Genomic DNA, 18,293 nt, shown 5'->3' with positions numbered 1-18,293 from the left:
ACCGAGATCTACACGGGTTAGTTCGTCGGCAGCGTCAGATGTGTATAAGTGTCAGCGGGGAAGGGGGGCTTTGCCCCCCTCTTGGCCTGCGGCCAATTCACCCCCCGGCGTATTTCCGGCAAGATGAAACCGGGCCGGTCAGGCGCGGACGATCGTGGCTTCAAGGTCATGGTAGCGGCGGATGAAATCTGCGCGGACCTCGATCGGTGGGCGCGGCGTGATCATGATGCCGTCGGTTGCGCCGGCGGGCGGCTTGCCGAAGAAGCGGTTCGCCTCGGTGGCGGAGAAGCCCGCGATCTGGGTGGCCTCCAGCCATGCCGAGACGCGGTCGGCGCGTTTGATCAGGGTTTTCACCGTGACGGGCAGAAGCGCGGGCAGGCCGAAGCGGATATGTATGGCGGCGGTGAGGCGGATATCCAGCTCCTTGTAGCCCGGGCCGACGGCTGCCTTGACCGGCGATATCATGTCGCCGATGACATATTCGGGCGCGTCATGCAGCAGCGCGGCGAGACGCCAGCGCGGCTCTGTCCGGGGGGCGAGGCGCGGAATGATGTTTTCCACCAGCAGGGAATGTTCGGCCACTGAATAGGGCCAGTCGCCATGCGTCTGACCGTTCCAGCGGGCGACAAAAGCCAGTCCGTGGGCGATGTCATCCAGCTCGATATCGACCGGCGTCGGGTCAAGCAGGTCCAGCCGCCTGCCCGAAAGCATGCGTTGCCAGGCGCGGGGTTGTTTCATAGGGGTCTCTCGCTTCGCGGGTCATGCCGGGGGCTTCGTGGGGCCGGATGATCTTACGGGGCGACGGCGCGAAGGTGAATCGCTTTGTGCGAGAAAAATTCCTGCCGGGCGGTCACAGGGGCGCGGCGATAAGCGCCACGGCGATCAGGACACCGAAGCCTGCGAGGAGGGCGAGCGCGCGCCGGGGATTGCCGGTAGGGGCGGACGGGGTATGAGGGTCAGGGCTGTCAGGCAAGGTGTCGCATCCGGGTGGCGGCAGAGGCGCGGGAAGGGGCGGCAGCGCGCTTTTCAGCCGCTGCGCGAGTTCCGCATCGCTCAGGGCTGGCGGGGCGCTGTCAGCAGGCTGCGCCTGAGCGTGGGGGCGGCGCGTGGTTTGCAGGCTGGGCCATTTTCCCATCAGTCTGGCCTTGCGCCGGGGCGGTTCCGGCGGCGTGTTGGGGTTGCGCAGGAGGCCGACACGCGCCTGCCGCTCTGCCCGTCGGGCGCGGCGCGTGGACAGGGTTGCCAGGGGTTCGCTGCTATGGGTCACGATGGCCAGCCCGGTTGCGGAGAGATCACCGCGCAGTATTGACCCGAAACATGAACAAAAGGTTGCTGAGCCCCGGGTTGAGGTCCGGAGTGGGCGGCAGGCATAAAAAAGGGCGGCCCAGGTTGCCCGGCCGCCCTGCGAAAGCTCTGGTGACTGACCTCAGGCCTTTGGCGCGGCGCCGCCTGCCTGCTGAAGTTGCTGCTGGCGCGCCAGCTCCTGACGATACAGCGCCATGAAGTCGATCATATCGAGGTTCAGCGCCGGGAAGCCGCCATCGCGGGTGATATCGCTGATGATACGGCGCGCGAAGGGAAACAGGATGCGCGGGCATTCTATCAGCAGGAAGGGGTGAAGCTGGTCCTGCGGCACGCCTTCGATATGGAAGAGCCCGGCATATTCCATCTCGATGATGAACAGCGTCTGCCCGCCGTCCTTCACCTTGGATTCGATGCGGAACTTGGTGATGATCTCATATTGGTGCTCGGTCTCGCGCTTGCGGGCGTCAAGGCTGACCTGAACCTGAATATCGGGCTGGCCGGCCGGCATCACCAGTGAGCCCTGCGCCAGACCGTTCTCGAAGGAAAGGTCGCGGATATACTGCGCCAGCACCTGAACCTTCATCTGCGGTTGCGCGCCGGGCTGGGCGCCGGGTTGTGCGCCAGCCTGGGGTGCGGCGCCATTGCCATTCTCGGCCATCGGTATCTCCTGGGTAATTCTGTTGGATCTGCCGTTTTCTAGCAGGTGCCGTTGCGCGCCTCAATGCCCGTGCACATCTCAATGCCTGTGCGGGCCTTCGATGCGCTCAGGCGGCGGGGTGTCATGGTGGGGCTCATACACTTCGTATTCGGCATCAACGATGTCACCCTGACGATGGACATGCACGGTGCTGACGCTGATCCCCTTGCCAAGCGAGCGCACGATCATGCGCTGCACGGGCGGCAGCAGAAGGATCAGCGCGATGGCATCGGTAAAGAAGCCCGGCGCGATCAGAAGCATCCCCGCGAACATGCGGAACGCGCCCTGTGCCAGAAAGGTGCCGGGTGCGACGTGGCGCAGCCCGCCCTGCATCATCTGCAAGGCGCGGTCATGCTGCCCGCGAAGGATCAGAACGCCCGCCAGCGCACTCAGAACCACCAGTGCCAAAGTTGCCCACAGACCCAGCCAGCCGCCCACCGCGATGAAAAGTGCGATCTCAATCAGCGGTAACAACAGCAGAATCAGCAAAACAGGCATCAGTTTTCGCTCCTTGGCGGCGCTTGTGGTGGACTTGGGCGCCTCGGCACCTTACATAACCATCCAACGCTTGAAACCAAGCCCCGTATTTCCCCGTTGAGGACACTATGGACTCCGCCGTGATTCAACTTCTTGTTCTAGCCGGAATTGCCGTTTTTCTGATCCTCAGGCTCAGAAGCGTTCTTGGCACGCGTGAGGGCTATGAACGCCCGCCCGAGCCGGTTGCCGATGCGTCTGCGCAAGGCAAACGCACCTTTGATGTCATCGAAGGGGGGGTGGACCATGATATCACGGATCACGCCCCTGCCGGGTCTCCTGCCGCGCAGGCCCTCGCCACGATGAAACGTATCGAGCCTGATTTTCATGTCGGTGAGTTTCTGGGCGGTGCCCGGCAGGCCTATGAGATGATCGTGATGGGCTTTGAGCGTGGCGAGCTGGATGATCTGGTGCCGCTGCTGTCGCGCGATGTTTTTGAAAGCTTCGACGAGGTTGTGCAACTGCGTGAGCGCGAGGGGCTGAAGGTTGAAGCAACCTTCGTGGGTGTTCGCGAAGTGGTGCTGGTGACGGCTGCCTTTGACGACGCGCGCAGCGAAGCCGAGCTGACGGTGCGCTTTGTCGGTGAGCTGACTTCGGTTGTTCGCAACCGGGCGGGCGAGATTGTCGAAGGTGACGCCAACGCGGTTAAGCAGCAGCGGGATATCTGGACCTTCGCGCGCAAGATGGGGTCTGACAACCCGAACTGGCGGCTTGTTGCCACGGGTGACTGATGCGCGCGCTGGCGCTGAGCCTGTGCCTGGCGTTTTCAGCGCCATGCATGGCCAGCGAGGCCGAGCTTCTGACATTCGATGCGCTGCAGGGCTGGGTGGAAGACGATCACGCCGCCGCGCTTGAGGCCTTTGTGCTTTCCTGCCCGCGCCTGCGAGACCCTGAATGGCAATCGGTCTGCGCCTATGCCGAACATGCCGATCCTGACCCCCGTGCCTTTTTCGAGCGGTTCTTCCGCCCCGTCCTGATCGGCGGGCGCGAAAACACTCTTTTCACCGGATATTTTGAGCCCGAGTTGCGGGCCTCGCGCGAACGGCGCGCGGGCTATGATGTGCCGGTCTACCGGCGCCCGCCTGAGCTGGAGAATGGCCAGCCAAGCCTCAGCCGCGCAGAGATCGACGCCGGTGCGCTTGCCGGGCGCGGGCTGGAGCTGGGCTGGCTGCGCAACCCTGCCGAGCTGTATTATCTGCAGATGCAGGGTTCCGGCCGGTTGCTTTTTGACGATGGCAGCGTGTTGCGGCTGGGCTGGGGCGGGCAGAACGGGCATCCGCGCCGCTCGGTCAGCGCCGAGGCGGTGCGGCGGGGCTTTCTGCTGGCGCATCAGGCCTCGGCCCGGTCGGTGCGCGCCTTTGTAGGCAACAACCCGCAGGAGGGGCGCGCGTTGTTGCAGCATGACCCCTCGTATGTGTTTTTCCGCGAACTGGGCCACCACCCGGCGCGGCTGGGCCCGATGGGGGCATTGACCGTGCCGCTGACCCCGCTGCGCTCGCTGGCCGTGGACCCGGCGCATACGCCGCTGGGGGCGCCGGTCTGGATAGAGCGGGGGGCGATGCGCCGCCTGATGATCGCGCAGGATACCGGCGGCGCCATTCGCGGGCCGCAGCGGGCGGATATCTTCTTTGGAACGGGTGAGGGGGCAGAGCAGGCCGCGCGGCGTATCCGCGATGACGGGCGGATGGTGGTGCTGATGCCGGTGGAGCTTGCCTTTGCCCGCCGGACGGGGTTCTAGGCCAATGTCCCGCCGCCGCTCCTTGTCAGACGATGAGAGCACGCTCTGGCAGCGTGTCGCGCGCACGGCCAGGCGGTTGCAGCCCTCGCCCAGCCCGATGGCCGACACGCGCACCGGGCCGGTGCCCGATCCGGGCGCCTCACCTCCCGGTCCGCGCAAGCGCATGGGCCCGCCCTTGCACGTGCCGACCACCCAGGCCCTGCCGGTGCCGGTCGCAAAGCGTCTGAGCGTTGATCTGGCTGAGAGCGTCAGCGAGGCGCTTGCGCGCGCGCCGGTGCGCATGGACCGTAACGCCCATACCCGCATGATGCGCGGCAAGCTTTCCCCCGAAGCGCGCATCGACCTGCATGGCATGACGCTGGCGCAGGCGCAGCCCGTGCTGACCGGGTTCATCCTGAGCGCCCATGCGCGGGGGTTGCGGCTGGTTCTGGTGATCACCGGCAAGGGGCGCACCCACCCCGAGGATGACCTTGGCCCGATGCCGCGCCGGGCAGGGGCGCTCAAGCATGAGGTGCCGCACTGGCTGCGCAGCGGCGCGCTGCGCCCCGTGGTGCTGGAGATCCGCGAATCTCACCGCAGCCACGGCGGGGCGGGGGCCTATTACGTCTATCTGCGCAAGCGGCGCTGAGGGGCCGGAGCGCCCGGGGAGCGCCTTGAAAAGGCGTTGCGGGCTAATCGACGGAAACCGCCTGCGGCTGCGCTGCCGCCCGCCAGGGGCGCGTGCCGGTCAGCGGCTGAAGGATGATCTGGGTGGTGTTCTGCAGCGTCAGGATGGTGGCTGGCAGCAGCGGCAGGCGCCCGGCCTGTTCCAGCCCCAGCGCGGTCTCTACCGCACCCACCTGTTCCAGAAGCTGGATCAGCGCGGGCGAGGTTCCGACGGTGAAATGCCCCGCGCCGGTGGAAAAGGCGCTGACATCCAGCATCGTCACGCCCAGCCCGTCGATCGCCCCGGCGTCGCTGAGATTGCCCAGCCTTTCGCGCTGCCCGGTCAGCCGCGCTGACAGTTGCAGGATGCGGTCGCGCTGTGACGAGACGATCAGGAAGGGTTGCGGCAGCGCGCCGATCCGCGTTGCCTGCGCGCGGAACAGGTCCACATCCAGATCCGGCGAGATCAGCACAACACCGCTAATCCGGCCCATAAGCTGCCGGTCGCCGCTGATGGCGATCTGGCGCAGCACCTCCATTACCAGATGCCCGCCCATGGAATGCCCGATGATCACCACCCGTCCCCGGCTGGTGGCGGCGGTTTCACGGATCATCTGTTCCAGCCCGTCGCGCGCAAACAGGGCGCTGTCGCGGTCATGGGCATAGGCGAGCGGCGCGCCCAGCGAGGGCCAGGAGTAATGCAGCACCACGCCGGGCAGACGCAGATCATTACCCAGTTGCGCCACACGGTAAACACCCTCGATGAAGCTGGTGTTGAAGCCATGCACAAAGATGATCGATTCGCGCTGGTTTTCCGGCATCGCGCTGAGCGCGCGGGCCACGCCGCTGCGATATTCTGCCGGGCTGAGGAGGGCCGCATCGCTCACTGCAAAATGCTGGGCCGGATCAAACGCCTGATGGCGGCGTGGCATGCGGACGCGGCCTGCGGGGTTCTCGGGTGGGATGACCACGTCATAGCGGGCAAAGTGCAGGGCGCTGTCACGCCGGTAGCTTGGGGTGTCGCTTTGCGTGTCGATCAGGCGTGTTGTGCCGATGAAGACGCTGCGCGTGTTCTGGCCCTCTGTGCCCGCGCTCAGGCGGTCAATCCGCTCACGGTCGGCGCAACCCGCGACAAGGAGGAAGACAAGAAGGAATGTCAGGCGCATTGCATGGTTCCGCACCTTGAGAAAAGACTGCTTGTGACCTTCATTGTTGGCAGGCGGCGCATCCGTCAAGGGCGAAGGCCTGCGCCGGGCACGAAAAGCTTCCGCCCCGGCGCAGGGCAGCGGCCAGTTCTTTCGCGCAAGCCGCTGAGGGCTGTTGATTTGCTACACCGTCAAAGCAAAAAGCCTGTCAACTTTTCCATGGATTGTTGTAGATGGCCACATGACCGATTTTTCCCAATCCGCCCGTTCCGCGACCGAGGCGCTGCGCGCCCTGTTCGACCCCACGCCGCTGCAGCGCAATGACCATCTGTCGCGGCGGTTTCAGGCCGATATCTGGCTCAAGCGCGAAGATCTGACGCCGGTGCGCTCGTACAAGCTGCGCGGTGCGTTCAACGCCATGCGCAAGGTTCTGGCGCAGCGGCCCGGGCAGGCGATTTTCGTCTGCGCCAGCGCGGGGAATCATGCGCAGGGCGTGGCCTTTGCCTGCCGCCACTTCGGGGTGCACGGGGTGATCTACATGCCGGTAACCACACCGAAACAGAAGATCGACAAGACCCGCACCTTTGGCGGCGATCATGTCGAAATCCGCCTGACGGGCGATTATTTCGACCAGTCGCTGGCCGCCGCGCAGGCCTTTTGCGCGCAAAGCGGCGGGCATTTCCTGTCGCCTTTCGACGATGCCGATGTGATCGAGGGGCAGGCCAGCGTGGCGGTGGAGTTGCTGGAGCAGTTGGGGCAGATGCCTGACCTGGTTGTGCTGCCGGTGGGTGGCGGCGGGCTGGCCTCGGGCGTGCGGCAGTATCTGAGCGCGCAGGGCGGCACCGATTTCCGGTTTGTCGAACCCTCGGGCGGCATCAGCCTGCGCGCGGCGCTGGAGGCCGGTGCGCCGGTCACCTTGCCAAAGGTCGACAGCTTTGTGGATGGCGCGGCCGTGGCGCGGATCGGCACGCAGACCTTTGCCCATCTGGCCGATGTGGCGCCCGCCCATGTGCTCAGCGCCCCCGAAGACCGGATCTGCGTGACCATGCTGGACATGCTCAATGTCGAAGGGATTGTGCTGGAGCCCGCCGGAGCGCTCGCGGTCGATGCCCTGCCGGATCTGGCGGCAGAGATCCGTGGAAAGACGGTGGTCTGCGTCACCTCCGGCGGGAATTTCGATTTTGAGCGCCTGCCAGAGGTCAAGGAGCGCGCGATGCGCTACTCCGGGCTGAAGAAATACTTCATCCTGCGCCTGCCACAACGCCCCGGCGCATTGCGCGATTTTCTGGAAATGCTGGGCCCGCAGGACGATATCGCGCGGTTCGAATATCTCAAGAAATCGGCGCGCAACTTCGGCACCGTTCTGATCGGCATCGAAACGGTTGAGGCCGAGAATTTCGCCCGGCTCTTTGCACGCATGGAAGAAGCAGGGTTCGTCTATCGTGACATCACGCTGGACGAGACCCTTTCAGGCTTTCTGGTATGACGCCGCGCCCCGCCCTCAGGCCGCGTTCAGGTTGAGGCCCGCGCGAAACACTTCGCAGGAGGCGCGGTAACAGATAAGCAGGCCGTTCACGTCAACTTCAGCGAAACGGTTTTCGAGCGCAAGTTTCTCGCCCCGTTCGCAGAGTTCAGCAAAATCACTGAACCCAAGGTTCAACGCCGCGCCTTTAAGAAAATGCAGGTCTGCGCCCAGCGAGTCAGGTTCAGGCCCTGATTCAAGGCGCACAATAACTTCGCCGACCTCGTCCAGAAACATGGTGACAACTTCGTTGAATCCGTTGCCCATCTCCAGCCGCATTTCATCGACTTGAGCCCAATCAATCATACTTATCCTCACATACTGGTCTTGAAAGCAAAACAGGGGTTCGTTCTGCACAAACTACTACTCTGGTTTCTATAGCAGAAAAAATTGCTGCTTCAGCGTTTTTTTACATCTGACGGGCACAAACGAGCGGTAAAACCCTGATAGGTGTGCCTTGATTGTTCCAGTCGTTCAGACCTCGCCACATGCTGTGATCCCGCCAAAGCAGGGGGTCCGCACCATCCTTGTGGTCGATGATTCCCGGGCACAGCGGCATCTTGTTGCAACCATGCTGCGCTCCGGCGGGTTCAATGTTCTGCAGGCCGCGTCGGGGGAAGAGGCGCTGGCGATCTGCGGGCAGGTCGAGGTAGATCTGGTTCTGTCAGACTGGATGATGCCGGGCATGAACGGCATTGAATTCTGTCGCGCGCTCCGGCGGACCAGCCGTGAGCGGTATACCTATTTCATCCTCCTTACCTCCAACTCGGACAAGGCCGCGGTTGCCGAGGGGCTTGAGGTGGGGGCGGATGATTTTCTGGCAAAGCCCGTCGATTCCGGTGAGCTGCGGGCACGGATCAAGGCCGGTGAGCGCGTGCTGACCATGGAGCGGGAGCTGCGGGCGAACAACACGCTGTTGACCGATACGCTGGTCAAACTGCGCCAGCTCTATGACTCGCTAGACCGCGACCTGATCGAGGCGCGGGGGCTTCAGCAATCGCTTCTGCGCGAGCGGGAGCATGCCTTTGATTCCGGCAGGGTCAGCATGTTGTTGCGACCCAGCGGGCATATCGGCGGCGATATGGTGGGCTGCTTCACCATCAACCCCCGCCAGATGGGGCTGTTTTCCTTCGATGTCTCAGGGCATGGCGTGGCTTCGGCGCTGATGACGGCGCGGCTGGCGGGGCTGCTTTCCGGCGCTTCGACCGATCAGAACATCGCCATCCTGCGCGGTGCGAACGGGATGATCGGGCGGGCGCCTGCAGACGTGGCGCGGGCGATGAACCAGCTCATGATGTCCGAGATCCTGACAGAACGCTATGTGACCCTGGCCTATGCCGAGTTTGACCTGATCACCGGGCGGGTGCGGATGGTTCAGGCGGGGCACCCGCATCCGGTGGTGCAGCACCGCGACGGCAGCATCAGCTTTCTGGGGAGCGGCGGCCTGCCCGTCGGGTTGATTGAAGATGCCGAATATGAAGGGTTCGAGACCTGTCTGCTGCCGGGGGAGCGGTTGCTGTTGGTGTCAGACGGCGTCACCGAATGCCCGCGCCCGGATGGTGAGCAGCTGGGGCATGCCGGGCTGGAGCGTATCCTGAAATCCCTCCGGGGCCTGCATGCGAACGCCTTGCTGGAGGCGCTGATGTGGGAACTGGCGCGCTGGGCAGAGGGGGAGGATTTTCAGGATGATGTCTCCTGCGCGCTGTTCGAATTCCACGGCCCGCCGGGGGAGGGGGGCGGGTGAGTGCCCCCGCTGCCGCCCCGATGCTGTCAGGGTTTGACCTTGGCGTCGGCTTCGGCCTCCAGCCGCGCTTCGATCGTGCGCAGGCGCGTCAGCACCTCATCGCGGTATTCGTCGGTGCGGATATTGGCTTCTTCGGCATGGGCTTCCTGCATCGAATTGACGATCAGGCCGACCAGCAGGTTGACCACCGCAAAGGTGGTGACCATGATGAAGGGCACGAAGAACAGCCAGGCCTGCGGATAGATCTCCATCACCGGGCGGACGATACCCATCGACCAGCTTTCCAGCGTCATGATCTGGAACAGCGAATAGGCCGAATTCCCCAGATCGCCGAACCAGTCAGGAAAGCTGTTGCCGAACAGCTTGGTCGCCATGACCGCGCCGATGTAAAACAGCATCCCCATCAGCAGGAACACCGAACCCATCCCCGGCAGGGCCTTGATGAACCCCTCCACCACCCGGCGCAGCGAGGGCGAGACCGAAACCACGCGCAACAGTCGCAGAATACGAAGCGCCCGAAGCACGGTGAAGGACTGCGCGCCGGGCATCAGCGAGATGCCGACGATGAAAAAGTCAAACACGTTCCAGCCGGAGCGGAAGAAACCCGCGCGCTGGGCAAACATCTTCAGCGCCAGTTCCATCACGAAGATGGCGAGACAGGCCATATCCAGCGCGATGATCACCGGGCCCGCCACGGCCATCACCTCGGCAGAGGTTTCCAGCCCCAGCAGCAGCGCGTTGAACAGGATCACGGCAATCACGCCGTTGCGCACGATCGGGCGTTCGAGGAATTCGGCGGTCTTTTCGCGCAATGTCATTTCAGGCCTCTGGCGGGGGTTTCAGCCGATATGGGGCAGGCTGAGGCGGGCTGCAAGTTCGACATGGGGCGACCAGCGAAATTGATCGACGACCTGCACCCAGTCAAGGCGATAGCCCGCCTGAACGAGAAGTTTTGCATCGCGCGCGAAAGTGGCGGGGTTGCAGGACACTGCGCCGACAACCGGCACCTGCGCCCGGGCGATCTCGTGGAACTGCGCCTCGGCGCCGGCGCGCGGCGGGTCGATCACCAGCGCGTCAAACCGCGCCAGCTCATCGGGCAGAAGCGGGCGGCGGAAAAGGTCGCGCGCCTCGGTCGTTACGCGCTTCAGGCCGCTTTTGCCGCGCCATCCGGCATCAAGCGCCGCCAGCATCGTGCCCTCACCCTCAACCGCGTGAACCTCGGCGCGCTCAGCGAGGGGCAGGGTGAAGGTGCCGCAACCGGCGAAGAGGTCAGCGATGGTGCGGGCGTTGCCAACGGCTTCCAGCATGGCCGTGACCAGCGCGGCCTCGCCGTCAGCGGTTGCTTGCAGAAAGGCGCCGGGCGGGGGCGAGACACGCGCGCGGCCGAAGGTCAGATGCGGCGGCTGGGTCTGATACAGCGTCTCACCGTCCCATGTCAGCCGGGCAAGCCCGTGGCGCGCGGCGATCTGCGGCAATTCCATGCGCAACGCGGTATCCAGCGGCTTGCCGCCGGTGACCGCAAGATCAATGCCCTCAGCCAGCGCGGTGACGGTCAGCGCCAGTTCCCCCTTGCGCGATGCCCCGGCCAGCGCGACCGCTTCCAGCGCGGGCAGGGTGGCGAGCAGGGCGGGGTCCAGCAGGCGGCAGTCCGGCACAGCGGTCAGCGTGTCCGAGGCGCGGGCATGAAACCCCACCAGCGCGCCCGATTTCAGCCGCCGCCCGGAAAGCGTGGCACGGCGGCGCGCGTTTGCAGGCGAGGTATGCAGGGGGCGGAACGGGGCCGCCAGGCCCTGCGCGGCCAGCGCCTGCCCGACAACCGCCTGTTTCCAGCCCGCCACAAAATCATCGGAGGCATGCTGCAGCGCGCAACCGCCGCAGGCCTTGTAATGGCGGCAGGGGGCCGCGACCCGGTCAACCGAGGGGGTGACGATGCGCGGCTGGGCGATGCGCCCGTTTTCCACCACACCCTCGACCACCTCGCCGGGCAGCGCGCGTGCCACAAATACACCTTCCGCCACGCCTTCGCCCCGGTGGCCCAGCCGTTCAATGACATAGGTCATGACAGGGCGCGCGCGGGTGAGAAGGCATAGCCCTCAGGTGACAGGATCGTCGCTTCGCGCAGCCCGTGCGGCTTGTCGGCGGGTGGCTCCAGCACCACGCCGCCCGCCGCCTCAGCGCGCGAAACCGCCAGATCAGGGTCGATGCCGAACAGGTAAAGCTGCAACCCGGCGCCGCGTGGCGGGGTTTCGGGCAGCAGGGCAAGCAGCGGATGGTGGCCAAAGGTGGCGTCCGAATGCAACTGCATCAGCACCCCGTCATGCCGGGCCAGCGCGAAATCGGCGCTTTCCCGGTGGATCGATAGACCAAAGACCACCTCCAGAAAGCGCGCCATCCCCTGCACATCGCGGCACAACAGGTTCACACCCAGCCCGCGCAGGCTGGGGCCGAATTCGGCAGGAGGGACGCTTTCCAGATCCATCATGCAGGCGCATCCTCGGTGCCCAGAAACCCGCCGGACTGCCGCGCCCAGTAGCGCGCATAAAGCCCGTCACGCGCCAGCAGTTCGTCATGGCTGCCCTGTTCGACAATCCGCCCGGCATCCAGCACGATGATCCGGTCCATCCGGGCGATGGTTGACAGGCGGTGCGCGATGGCCAGCACGGTCTTGCCCGCCATGATCCGCTCAAGCGCTTCCTGGATCTGGGCCTCAACCTCACTGTCCAGGGCTGATGTGGCTTCGTCCAGCACCAGAATGGGCGCATCTTTCAGGAAGGCGCGGGCCAGCGCGATCCGCTGGCGCTGCCCGCCGGAAAGCCGCACGCCCCGCTCACCCAGATGGGCATCATAGCCCTTGCGCCCCGCGTGATCTTCGAGGCCAAGAATGAATTCATGCGCTTCGGCGGCGCGGGCAGCGGCCTCGATCTCGGCCACGGATGCTTCAGGCCGGCCATAGCGGATGTTGTCGCGGGCGGAGCGGTTGAACATCGCGGTATCCTGCGTGACCATGCCGATCTGGCGGCGCAGCGATTCCTGCGTGATGCGGCGCAGATCATGCCCGTCAATCAGCACCGCGCCATCCTCGACATCATAAAGCCGCAGCAAAAGCGCCACCAGCGTGGTCTTGCCCGCGCCTGAGGCACCGACAATGCCGATGCGTTCCCCCGGGCGGATGGTCAGGTTGATATCGTCCACGCCCCCGGTGCGCCGCCCATAGGCAAAGGCGACGGCGTCAAAGGTGATCTCGCCGGTGACATCGGGCAGAACATAGGCGTCTTCGGCATCGGACAGGGTGTGTGGTGTGGTGAGGGTGCGCATGCCATCCTCGACCTCGCCGATATTGGCGTAGATACCCATCAGCGTGAAGCTGACCCAGCCGGTCATCTGCGCCAGCCGGATCGCCACGGTGCCAGCGGCAACAATCGCCCCCGGCGTGGCCTGCCCCGATGACCAGAGCCACAGCGCGCCGCCGATCAGCATCACCGGCAGCACGCCCGCCAGCAGCATCAGCGTGAAGCGGAACAGCGCCGAGACGCGGCCAAAGGCCAGCACCTTTTCGCGGAACCGCGCCATCGCATCGAGCGCGTTGCGGTCCTCATGGCGGGCATGGGCGAAAAGCTTGACGGTGCGGATATTTGTGATCGTATCCACCACCTGCCCGGTCACCATCGCCCGCGCCCCGGCCCGCGCCCCCGCCCGCTTGCGGATATGCGGCAGGAACAGCTTGATCAGCCCCAGATAGGACGCCGCCCAAAGCAGCAGCCCCAGCCCCAGCCGCCAGTCGATTGTGGCCACCAGCGCGACCGATGCCACCAGCGAGGCCAAGGCAAAGGCCACGGTGTTGATGCTTTCGCTGACAACCTCGGTCAGCGCGCGCGCGGTCTGGATCTGTTTCTGGGCGATGCGGCCTGCGAAATCATTGTCGAAAAAGCCGATATCCTGCCCCATCGTCCAGCGGTTCAGGCGCGACAGCACCAGCGGGTCCACATTGGGTGCGATGGTCAGAAAATTCGCGGCTGAGTTGAGGCCGAAAGCCAGCGGGCGCACCACCAGAAAGAACGCTGTGAAAAGCGCCAGCAGCAGCCAGTTCTGGGCAAAGAACCCAACGCCGTCGGACGAAACAGCAGCGTCAATCACCCAGCCCAGCACCAGCGCCGCCATCACCTCCACCACGCCGCCGATCACCGAGATGAAGGTGGCAATCCACAGGCCCGGCCATGCGCCGGTCAGCGCCCAGCGAAAGAACGCGCCCAGCCGCCCCGGGGGCGGGCCTTCGGCGGGGCGGAAGGCGGGGATGAGAGTGGAAAGTGTCATGCCGTGTCATCCTCTGTGCCGATAAACCCGCCGGACTGCCGCGCCCAGAACCGCGCGTAAAGCCCGCCTTGTTCCAGCAGCTCAGTATGCGTGCCCTGTTCCACAATGCGCCCGTCATCGAGCACCACAATCCGGTCCATCCGCGCGATGGTGGACAGCCGGTGCGCGATGGCGATCACCGTCTTGCCCTCCATCACGCCGTAAAGGGTTTCCTGAATCGCGGCCTCCACCTCGCTGTCGAGCGCCGAAGTGGCCTCATCCAGCACCAGAATCGGGGCGTCCTTCAGGATGACCCGCGCCAGCGCGATCCGTTGCCGCTGCCCGCCCGAAAGCTTGACGCCACGCTCACCCACCCGGGCGCCATAGCCTGTGTTCCCCTCAGGATCAGACAGATCCTGAATGAATTCATGCGCCTCGGCGCGCCGGGCGGCGGCACTCATCGCTGCCTCACCGGCATCGGGGCGGCCATAAAGGATATTCTCGCGCACCGAGCGATGGAGGAGCGAGGTATCCTGCTGCACCATGCCGATCTGCTGGCGAAGGCTGTCTTGCCTGACGCCGCTGATATCCTGCCCGTCGATCAGGATCTGCCCGCGCTCGACATCGTAAAACCGTAAAAGCAGCTTCACGAGGGTCGATTTTCCCGCGCCTGAACGGCCGATGACTCCCAGCTTTTCGCCCGGCGCAATGGTCAGGCTGATGTCCTGCAACCCGCCCGAAGCGCGGCCATAGTGATGCGTCACGCCCTTCAGCTCAATGCGGCCTTCGCGGAAGTTGAGCGGTTTTGCATCCGGCGGATCGACCAGGGTGATCGGCTGGGCGATGGTTTCCATCCCCTCGGCCACCACGCCCAGACTGCGGAAAAAGCTGGAAACGGCCCACATCACCCAGCCGGTCATGGCGTTCAGCCGCAGCACCAGCGCCGAGGCGGCGGCAACCACACCAAGGCTGGCGGCATCGACCGACCAGAGCCAGATCGCCCAGCCCACCACCGAGACAATCAACAGCCCGTTGAGGAAAACGAGGCACAGATCCATGATGGTGAAAATGCGCATTTCCTTCTGGATGGTCTGGCGCGAATGCTCAATCGCCTCGCGCGCATATTCCAGTTCGCGGTCGTGATGGGCGAACAGCTTGACCGAATGGATGTTCGAATAGGCATCAACCACCCGGCCTGTGACAGCGCTGCGCGCATCTGCCGCTGCCTGCGATGCGGGGCCAACGCGGGTGATCGTCCAGCGCACAAGGGCTGCGTAAAGCGCCAGCCAGATCAGCAGCGGAATCACCAGCCTTGGGTCGGCGCCCAGCAGCAGGATGGCGGCGCCAAGGATATAGGCGATGGAAAAGCTGAGCGCGTCAAAGATCTGGAACACCGCTTCGCCCGCCGCCGGGGGTGTCTGCATGATGCGGTTGGCGATGCGGCCCGCGAAATCATTCTCGAACCAACCGACAGACTGGCGCAGCACCTGCCGGTGCGCGCGCCAGCGGATGATCGTGCCGAAATTGGGCAGGATGGCGTTGTTAATCAACCCCACGTCCAGCGCCTGAAGCACCGGGCGGATCAGCAGGATGAACACCGCCGCCGCCGCCAGCTCCCAGCCATAGGCGGCCCAGAAAGCGGCGGGCCCGGTTTCGCCCAGCAGGTCAACGACGCGGCCCAGATACCACAGCAGCCCCACCTCGACGAAAGCCACCACCAGCGACATCACCGCAGCGGCGACAAAGACCTTGCGGAACGGCCCCATATACTGGCGCAGAAAGGGCCAGAGGCGCTGCGGCGGGTGATCGGATTCGGTGTAGCTGGTGTAGGGGTCCACCAGGTTTTCAAAGTATTTCAACACGGGAAGGGCTTTCGATATGTGCCGGGAAAATAGGCCGCATACCGGAGAAAGGAAAGAGCGCGCCTAGCCTGCGCACAGGTCTTTGAGCGTTTCCCGGTCCGCCGTGAAGCCGCTGGCGATCCAATGCGCCTCGGCCCGCTTAAGGGCTGAACCCAGCGCGGGGCCTTGCAGGGCGGGCATCAGGTCAGCGGGGCGCAGGGGAAAGCGGGCATGGGCGCCGGTGGCGATGGCGTCTTGCCACGCGTCAGGCGGTGGCATGCCCATCAGCGCCGCGCGGGCCAGAACGATATCTGTCGCCAGCACCTCCTTCAGCCGGTAGCCCAGTTCGGCGGGTGTGGCGAGGCTGCTCAAACCGTCTCTGATATGGCTGAAATCGCGTAATTCATTGCGCGAAAGGCGCAGGCCGTCGGGCACCTCTTCACCCCCAAGCACCGCCAGCCGCCGCAACCAGCCGCCCGCCGCACCCGCTTCCAGATGCACCAGAACCGGCAGCGCGCGCCCGTCAGCGCCGGGCAGGATATGGCCCAGCACACCGCAAGCCTGCATCGCCGCCACCGCAGGCGCAGGGTCTTTCGCTGCCAGCAGTTTGCGCATCTCCGCACCGATGCGTTCGCGCGAAAGCGTCTCTAACATGGCGGAATGCAGGGCGCAGGCGGCCAGCGCATCCGCGTCCAGCCCCTGATCGGGGTCGCCATACTGGGCGTGAAAACGAAAGAAGCGCAGGATGCGCAGGTAGTCTTCCTGAATGCGGTCTTCGGGCGTGCCGACAAACCGCACCCGGCGCGCGGCGATATCTTCCAGCCCGCCGATCGGGTCTATCACGGTGCCATCGGCCTGCGCATAGAGCGCGTTCATGGTGAAATCACGCCGCGCGGCATCCTGCGCCAGATCGGCGCTGAAGGCGACGCGGGCGTGGCGGCCAAAGGTTTCGACATCATGGCGAAAGGTGGTGACCTCAAACCCGGTCCCTTCGGCCACGATGGTGACGGTGCCGTGCTCGATACCCGTGGGAACAGCGCGAAAACCGGCCTTTTCAGCAAGGTTAGTCACTGTTTCCGGCAAGGCATCGGTCGCGATATCGACATCCGCGACCGGCGCGGCCAGCAGCGCGTTGCGCACGCAGCCACCGACACAAAGCGCGTGGTATCCGGCGTCTGAAAGCATGGCGAGAACCGACTGGGTTGCCGCGCTGCGCAGCCAGTCGCCGGAAACCTTCATGGCTCCAGCCTTTCGGCCAGCACCCTCAGCATCCGCGCGGTGGCGCCCCAGATGTAATAGGGGCCCCAGGGCACGGTGTAATAGGCGCGCCACTGCCCCAGCCAGAGCCGCCGCTCCACCCGGTAGTTCGACGGATCGGCGAGATGGGCAAGCGGCACAAAGAACGCTTCTTCCACCTCACTGGGTTGGGCGACGGGGACAAAAGCGTCTCTGATATGGCCCAGAACGGGGATGACGGTGTAGCCCGTCACGGTTTCATGCGGCGGTAAAAGGCCCAGTGTCTGCACCAGCGATGCATCCAGTCCCACCTCTTCATGGGCTTCGCGCAGGGCGGCCGCGGTGGCGTCAATGTCGCCCGGGTCGATCTTGCCGCCGGGAAAGGCAATCTGGCCGGGGTGATGGCGCAGGCCGGAGGAGCGTTTGGTCAGCAGCACCGACAGGCCATGCTCGCGCTCGGCCAGCCCGACCAGCACGGCGGCGGGGCGCAGCAGGGTGTTGGGCGGATGGCGGAATTCCGGGTTCAGGTCAAAATCGCTGGACCCGGACGCAGGCTTTGCCAGCGTCCGGGCGGCGCGTTGGAGATAGTCAGGGACGGGGCTCATGCGTGGCCTCGAAGCCGACAGTGGCGGGGTCAAGTTCATAATGCGCGCTGCAGAACTGGCAGTCCGCCGTGACCTTGCCGTCGTCGGTTGTCATGGTGGCAATGTCCTTGGCCGAATAGATCGACAGGGAATTGCGCACTTTTTCCTCAGAACAGGTGCAGCCAAAGGAAACCGGCTGCGCATCGAAAACGCGGGGGTCTTCCTCATGGAAGAGGCGCAGCAGCAGGTCGGTCGGTTGCACCGAGGGGCCCAGAAGCTCGGTGTCTTCGACGGTGTCGAGCAGCAGGTTGACGCGGTTCCAGTTGTCCGCCTCATCGCCTTCAAGCATGTCGGCGGGGGCCAGCAGCCCGGCATCACCCGTCGCATCGCCCGCGACATGGGGCGAGGCCTTGGGCAGGTGCTGCAACATCACCCCGCCGCCCCGCCGCAGCCTGTGCCCGCCGTTCTGCGTGGCCGCGAAGGCCACCGAGAAGCGGGTCGGCAACTGCTCTGACTGCGCGAAATAGGTCTCGGCGCAGGCGGAAAGCGAGTTTCCGGCGATGGGGGTCAGGCCCTGATACGGCACCATATCGCGGCCCTGGTCGATGATCACCGCGAAATAACCTTCGCCGATCTGGCTGAAGGGCGGCGCGTTCAGGTCAATCCGCTCTTTGTCATAGCTGGCATAGGCGCGGATGCGTGCAGGCTCGCCATTTTCGCCGGGTGCGAAATAGTCGGTCGCGATCAGCCGCGCCGCGCCGTTGCCACGGATCTGCAGCGACAGCCGCCAGCGCAGTTTCATGGTCTGGCCGATCATGGCGGTCAGCAATACGGCTTCGGCCACCAGTGATTCGATCACAGGCGGGTAGTCATGCTGGGCCAGAACCGAATCCAGCGCGCTGTCCAGCCGGGCCACGCGGCCGCGGATGTCGCTGCGATCAAGCTGAAAGGGCAGGACGGTATCGTCCCAGGCGATTTGCGCACCGAGGGTCATGGGTAACCTTCACGTCAG

At 64.9% G+C, this 18,293-nt stretch carries 19 protein-coding genes; 5 read left to right on the top strand and 14 right to left on the bottom strand.

Annotated features, from left to right (window positions below; translation table 11 throughout):
* Positions 1–138: 138 nt before the first annotated feature.
* The 4 genes from V7Q53_RS12595 to V7Q53_RS12580 form a co-directional block, all read right to left on the bottom strand.
* Entirely contained in the window at positions 139–738 is a 600-nt protein-coding gene (locus V7Q53_RS12595) for an HD family hydrolase (RefSeq protein WP_333828910.1), read from the bottom strand.
* A 112-nt stretch (positions 739–850) separates the two neighbouring features.
* Complete coding sequence (locus V7Q53_RS12590; protein WP_333828909.1) at positions 851–1,267, bottom strand: hypothetical protein; 417 nt, start codon at positions 1,265–1,267, stop codon at positions 851–853.
* A gap of 159 nt (positions 1,268–1,426) precedes the next feature.
* A complete protein-coding gene (secB, locus tag V7Q53_RS12585) occupies positions 1,427–1,963 on the bottom strand; it encodes a protein-export chaperone SecB (protein ID WP_333828908.1) in 537 nt (178 codons plus the stop codon).
* Positions 1,964–2,041: 78 nt separating this feature from the next.
* Positions 2,042–2,500, bottom strand: coding sequence for an FxsA family protein (locus tag V7Q53_RS12580; RefSeq protein ID WP_333828907.1), 459 nt, complete (start codon positions 2,498–2,500; stop codon positions 2,042–2,044).
* Between the two features lie 107 nt (positions 2,501–2,607).
* Between V7Q53_RS12580 and V7Q53_RS12575 the strand changes: the two genes are divergently transcribed.
* The 3 genes from V7Q53_RS12575 to V7Q53_RS12565 are packed head-to-tail and all read left to right on the top strand — an operon-like array spanning position 2,608 to position 4,902.
* Positions 2,608–3,267 carry a Tim44/TimA family putative adaptor protein gene (locus tag V7Q53_RS12575; RefSeq protein WP_333828906.1) on the top strand — a complete coding sequence of 220 codons (660 nt, stop codon included), beginning with the start codon at positions 2,608–2,610 and terminating at the stop codon, positions 3,265–3,267.
* Complete coding sequence (gene mltA, locus V7Q53_RS12570) at positions 3,267–4,274, top strand: murein transglycosylase A (protein WP_333828905.1); 1,008 nt, start codon at positions 3,267–3,269, stop codon at positions 4,272–4,274. Before V7Q53_RS12575 ends, mltA begins: the two co-directional genes overlap by 1 nt.
* 4 nt (positions 4,275–4,278) lie before the next feature.
* Positions 4,279–4,902 carry a Smr/MutS family protein gene (locus tag V7Q53_RS12565; RefSeq protein WP_333828904.1) on the top strand — a complete coding sequence of 208 codons (624 nt, stop codon included), beginning with the start codon at positions 4,279–4,281 and terminating at the stop codon, positions 4,900–4,902.
* A 43-nt stretch (positions 4,903–4,945) separates the two neighbouring features.
* On the opposite strand, the gene V7Q53_RS12560 is transcribed toward V7Q53_RS12565, so the two are convergent.
* Positions 4,946–6,085, bottom strand: a complete 1,140-nt coding sequence (locus V7Q53_RS12560; RefSeq protein ID WP_333828903.1) for an alpha/beta hydrolase — start codon at positions 6,083–6,085, stop codon at positions 4,946–4,948.
* Between the two features lie 220 nt (positions 6,086–6,305).
* Here V7Q53_RS12560 and ilvA point away from each other — a divergent pair, with 220 nt between their 5' ends.
* The gene (ilvA, locus tag V7Q53_RS12555; RefSeq protein ID WP_333828902.1) at positions 6,306–7,550 is read left to right on the top strand and encodes a threonine ammonia-lyase IlvA; all 1,245 of its coding nucleotides are present in this window, start codon (positions 6,306–6,308) and stop codon (positions 7,548–7,550) included.
* Between the two features lie 15 nt (positions 7,551–7,565).
* Here ilvA and V7Q53_RS12550 read toward each other — a convergent pair whose 3' ends face one another.
* The gene (locus V7Q53_RS12550) at positions 7,566–7,892 is read right to left on the bottom strand and encodes an Hpt domain-containing protein (RefSeq protein ID WP_333828901.1); all 327 of its coding nucleotides are present in this window, start codon (positions 7,890–7,892) and stop codon (positions 7,566–7,568) included.
* A gap of 151 nt (positions 7,893–8,043) precedes the next feature.
* Between V7Q53_RS12550 and V7Q53_RS12545 the strand changes: the two genes are divergently transcribed.
* A complete protein-coding gene (locus V7Q53_RS12545; RefSeq protein ID WP_333828900.1) occupies positions 8,044–9,330 on the top strand; it encodes a PP2C family protein-serine/threonine phosphatase in 1,287 nt (428 codons plus the stop codon).
* A 26-nt stretch (positions 9,331–9,356) separates the two neighbouring features.
* Here V7Q53_RS12545 and V7Q53_RS12540 read toward each other — a convergent pair whose 3' ends face one another.
* The 8 genes from V7Q53_RS12540 to hslO all read right to left on the bottom strand — a co-directional run bounded on the left by V7Q53_RS12540 (position 9,357) and on the right by hslO (position 18,275).
* Complete coding sequence (locus V7Q53_RS12540) at positions 9,357–10,148, bottom strand: ion transporter (RefSeq protein WP_333828899.1); 792 nt, start codon at positions 10,146–10,148, stop codon at positions 9,357–9,359.
* A 21-nt stretch (positions 10,149–10,169) separates the two neighbouring features.
* Positions 10,170–11,390, bottom strand: a complete 1,221-nt coding sequence (locus V7Q53_RS12535) for a class I SAM-dependent RNA methyltransferase (RefSeq protein WP_333828898.1) — start codon at positions 11,388–11,390, stop codon at positions 10,170–10,172.
* Complete coding sequence (locus V7Q53_RS12530) at positions 11,387–11,809, bottom strand: VOC family protein (RefSeq protein ID WP_333828916.1); 423 nt, start codon at positions 11,807–11,809, stop codon at positions 11,387–11,389. The genes V7Q53_RS12535 and V7Q53_RS12530 overlap by 4 nt, the downstream gene beginning before the upstream one ends.
* Complete coding sequence (locus V7Q53_RS12525; protein WP_333828897.1) at positions 11,809–13,641, bottom strand: ABC transporter ATP-binding protein; 1,833 nt, start codon at positions 13,639–13,641, stop codon at positions 11,809–11,811. Before V7Q53_RS12525 ends, V7Q53_RS12530 begins: the two co-directional genes overlap by 1 nt.
* Complete coding sequence (locus V7Q53_RS12520) at positions 13,638–15,482, bottom strand: ABC transporter ATP-binding protein (protein ID WP_333828896.1); 1,845 nt, start codon at positions 15,480–15,482, stop codon at positions 13,638–13,640. Before V7Q53_RS12520 ends, V7Q53_RS12525 begins: the two co-directional genes overlap by 4 nt.
* A 63-nt stretch (positions 15,483–15,545) precedes the next feature.
* Positions 15,546–16,700 (bottom strand): CCA tRNA nucleotidyltransferase, encoded by a 1,155-nt coding sequence (locus V7Q53_RS12515; RefSeq protein ID WP_333828895.1) that lies wholly within the window; start codon positions 16,698–16,700, stop codon positions 15,546–15,548.
* Complete coding sequence (locus V7Q53_RS12510; protein ID WP_333828894.1) at positions 16,697–17,302, bottom strand: NUDIX hydrolase; 606 nt, start codon at positions 17,300–17,302, stop codon at positions 16,697–16,699. The genes V7Q53_RS12515 and V7Q53_RS12510 overlap by 4 nt, the downstream gene beginning before the upstream one ends.
* Positions 17,286–18,275 carry an Hsp33 family molecular chaperone HslO gene (hslO, locus tag V7Q53_RS12505; RefSeq protein ID WP_333828892.1) on the bottom strand — a complete coding sequence of 330 codons (990 nt, stop codon included), beginning with the start codon at positions 18,273–18,275 and terminating at the stop codon, positions 17,286–17,288. The genes V7Q53_RS12510 and hslO overlap by 17 nt, the downstream gene beginning before the upstream one ends.
* Positions 18,276–18,293: the final 18 nt, after the last annotated feature.

The organism is Pararhodobacter sp. (assembly GCF_036802785.1).
Taxonomy (GTDB): Bacteria; Pseudomonadota; Alphaproteobacteria; order Rhodobacterales; family Rhodobacteraceae; genus Pararhodobacter.
The sequence above is the reverse complement of the archived record's forward strand: the minus strand, read 5'-3'. Positions and strand labels throughout refer to the sequence as shown.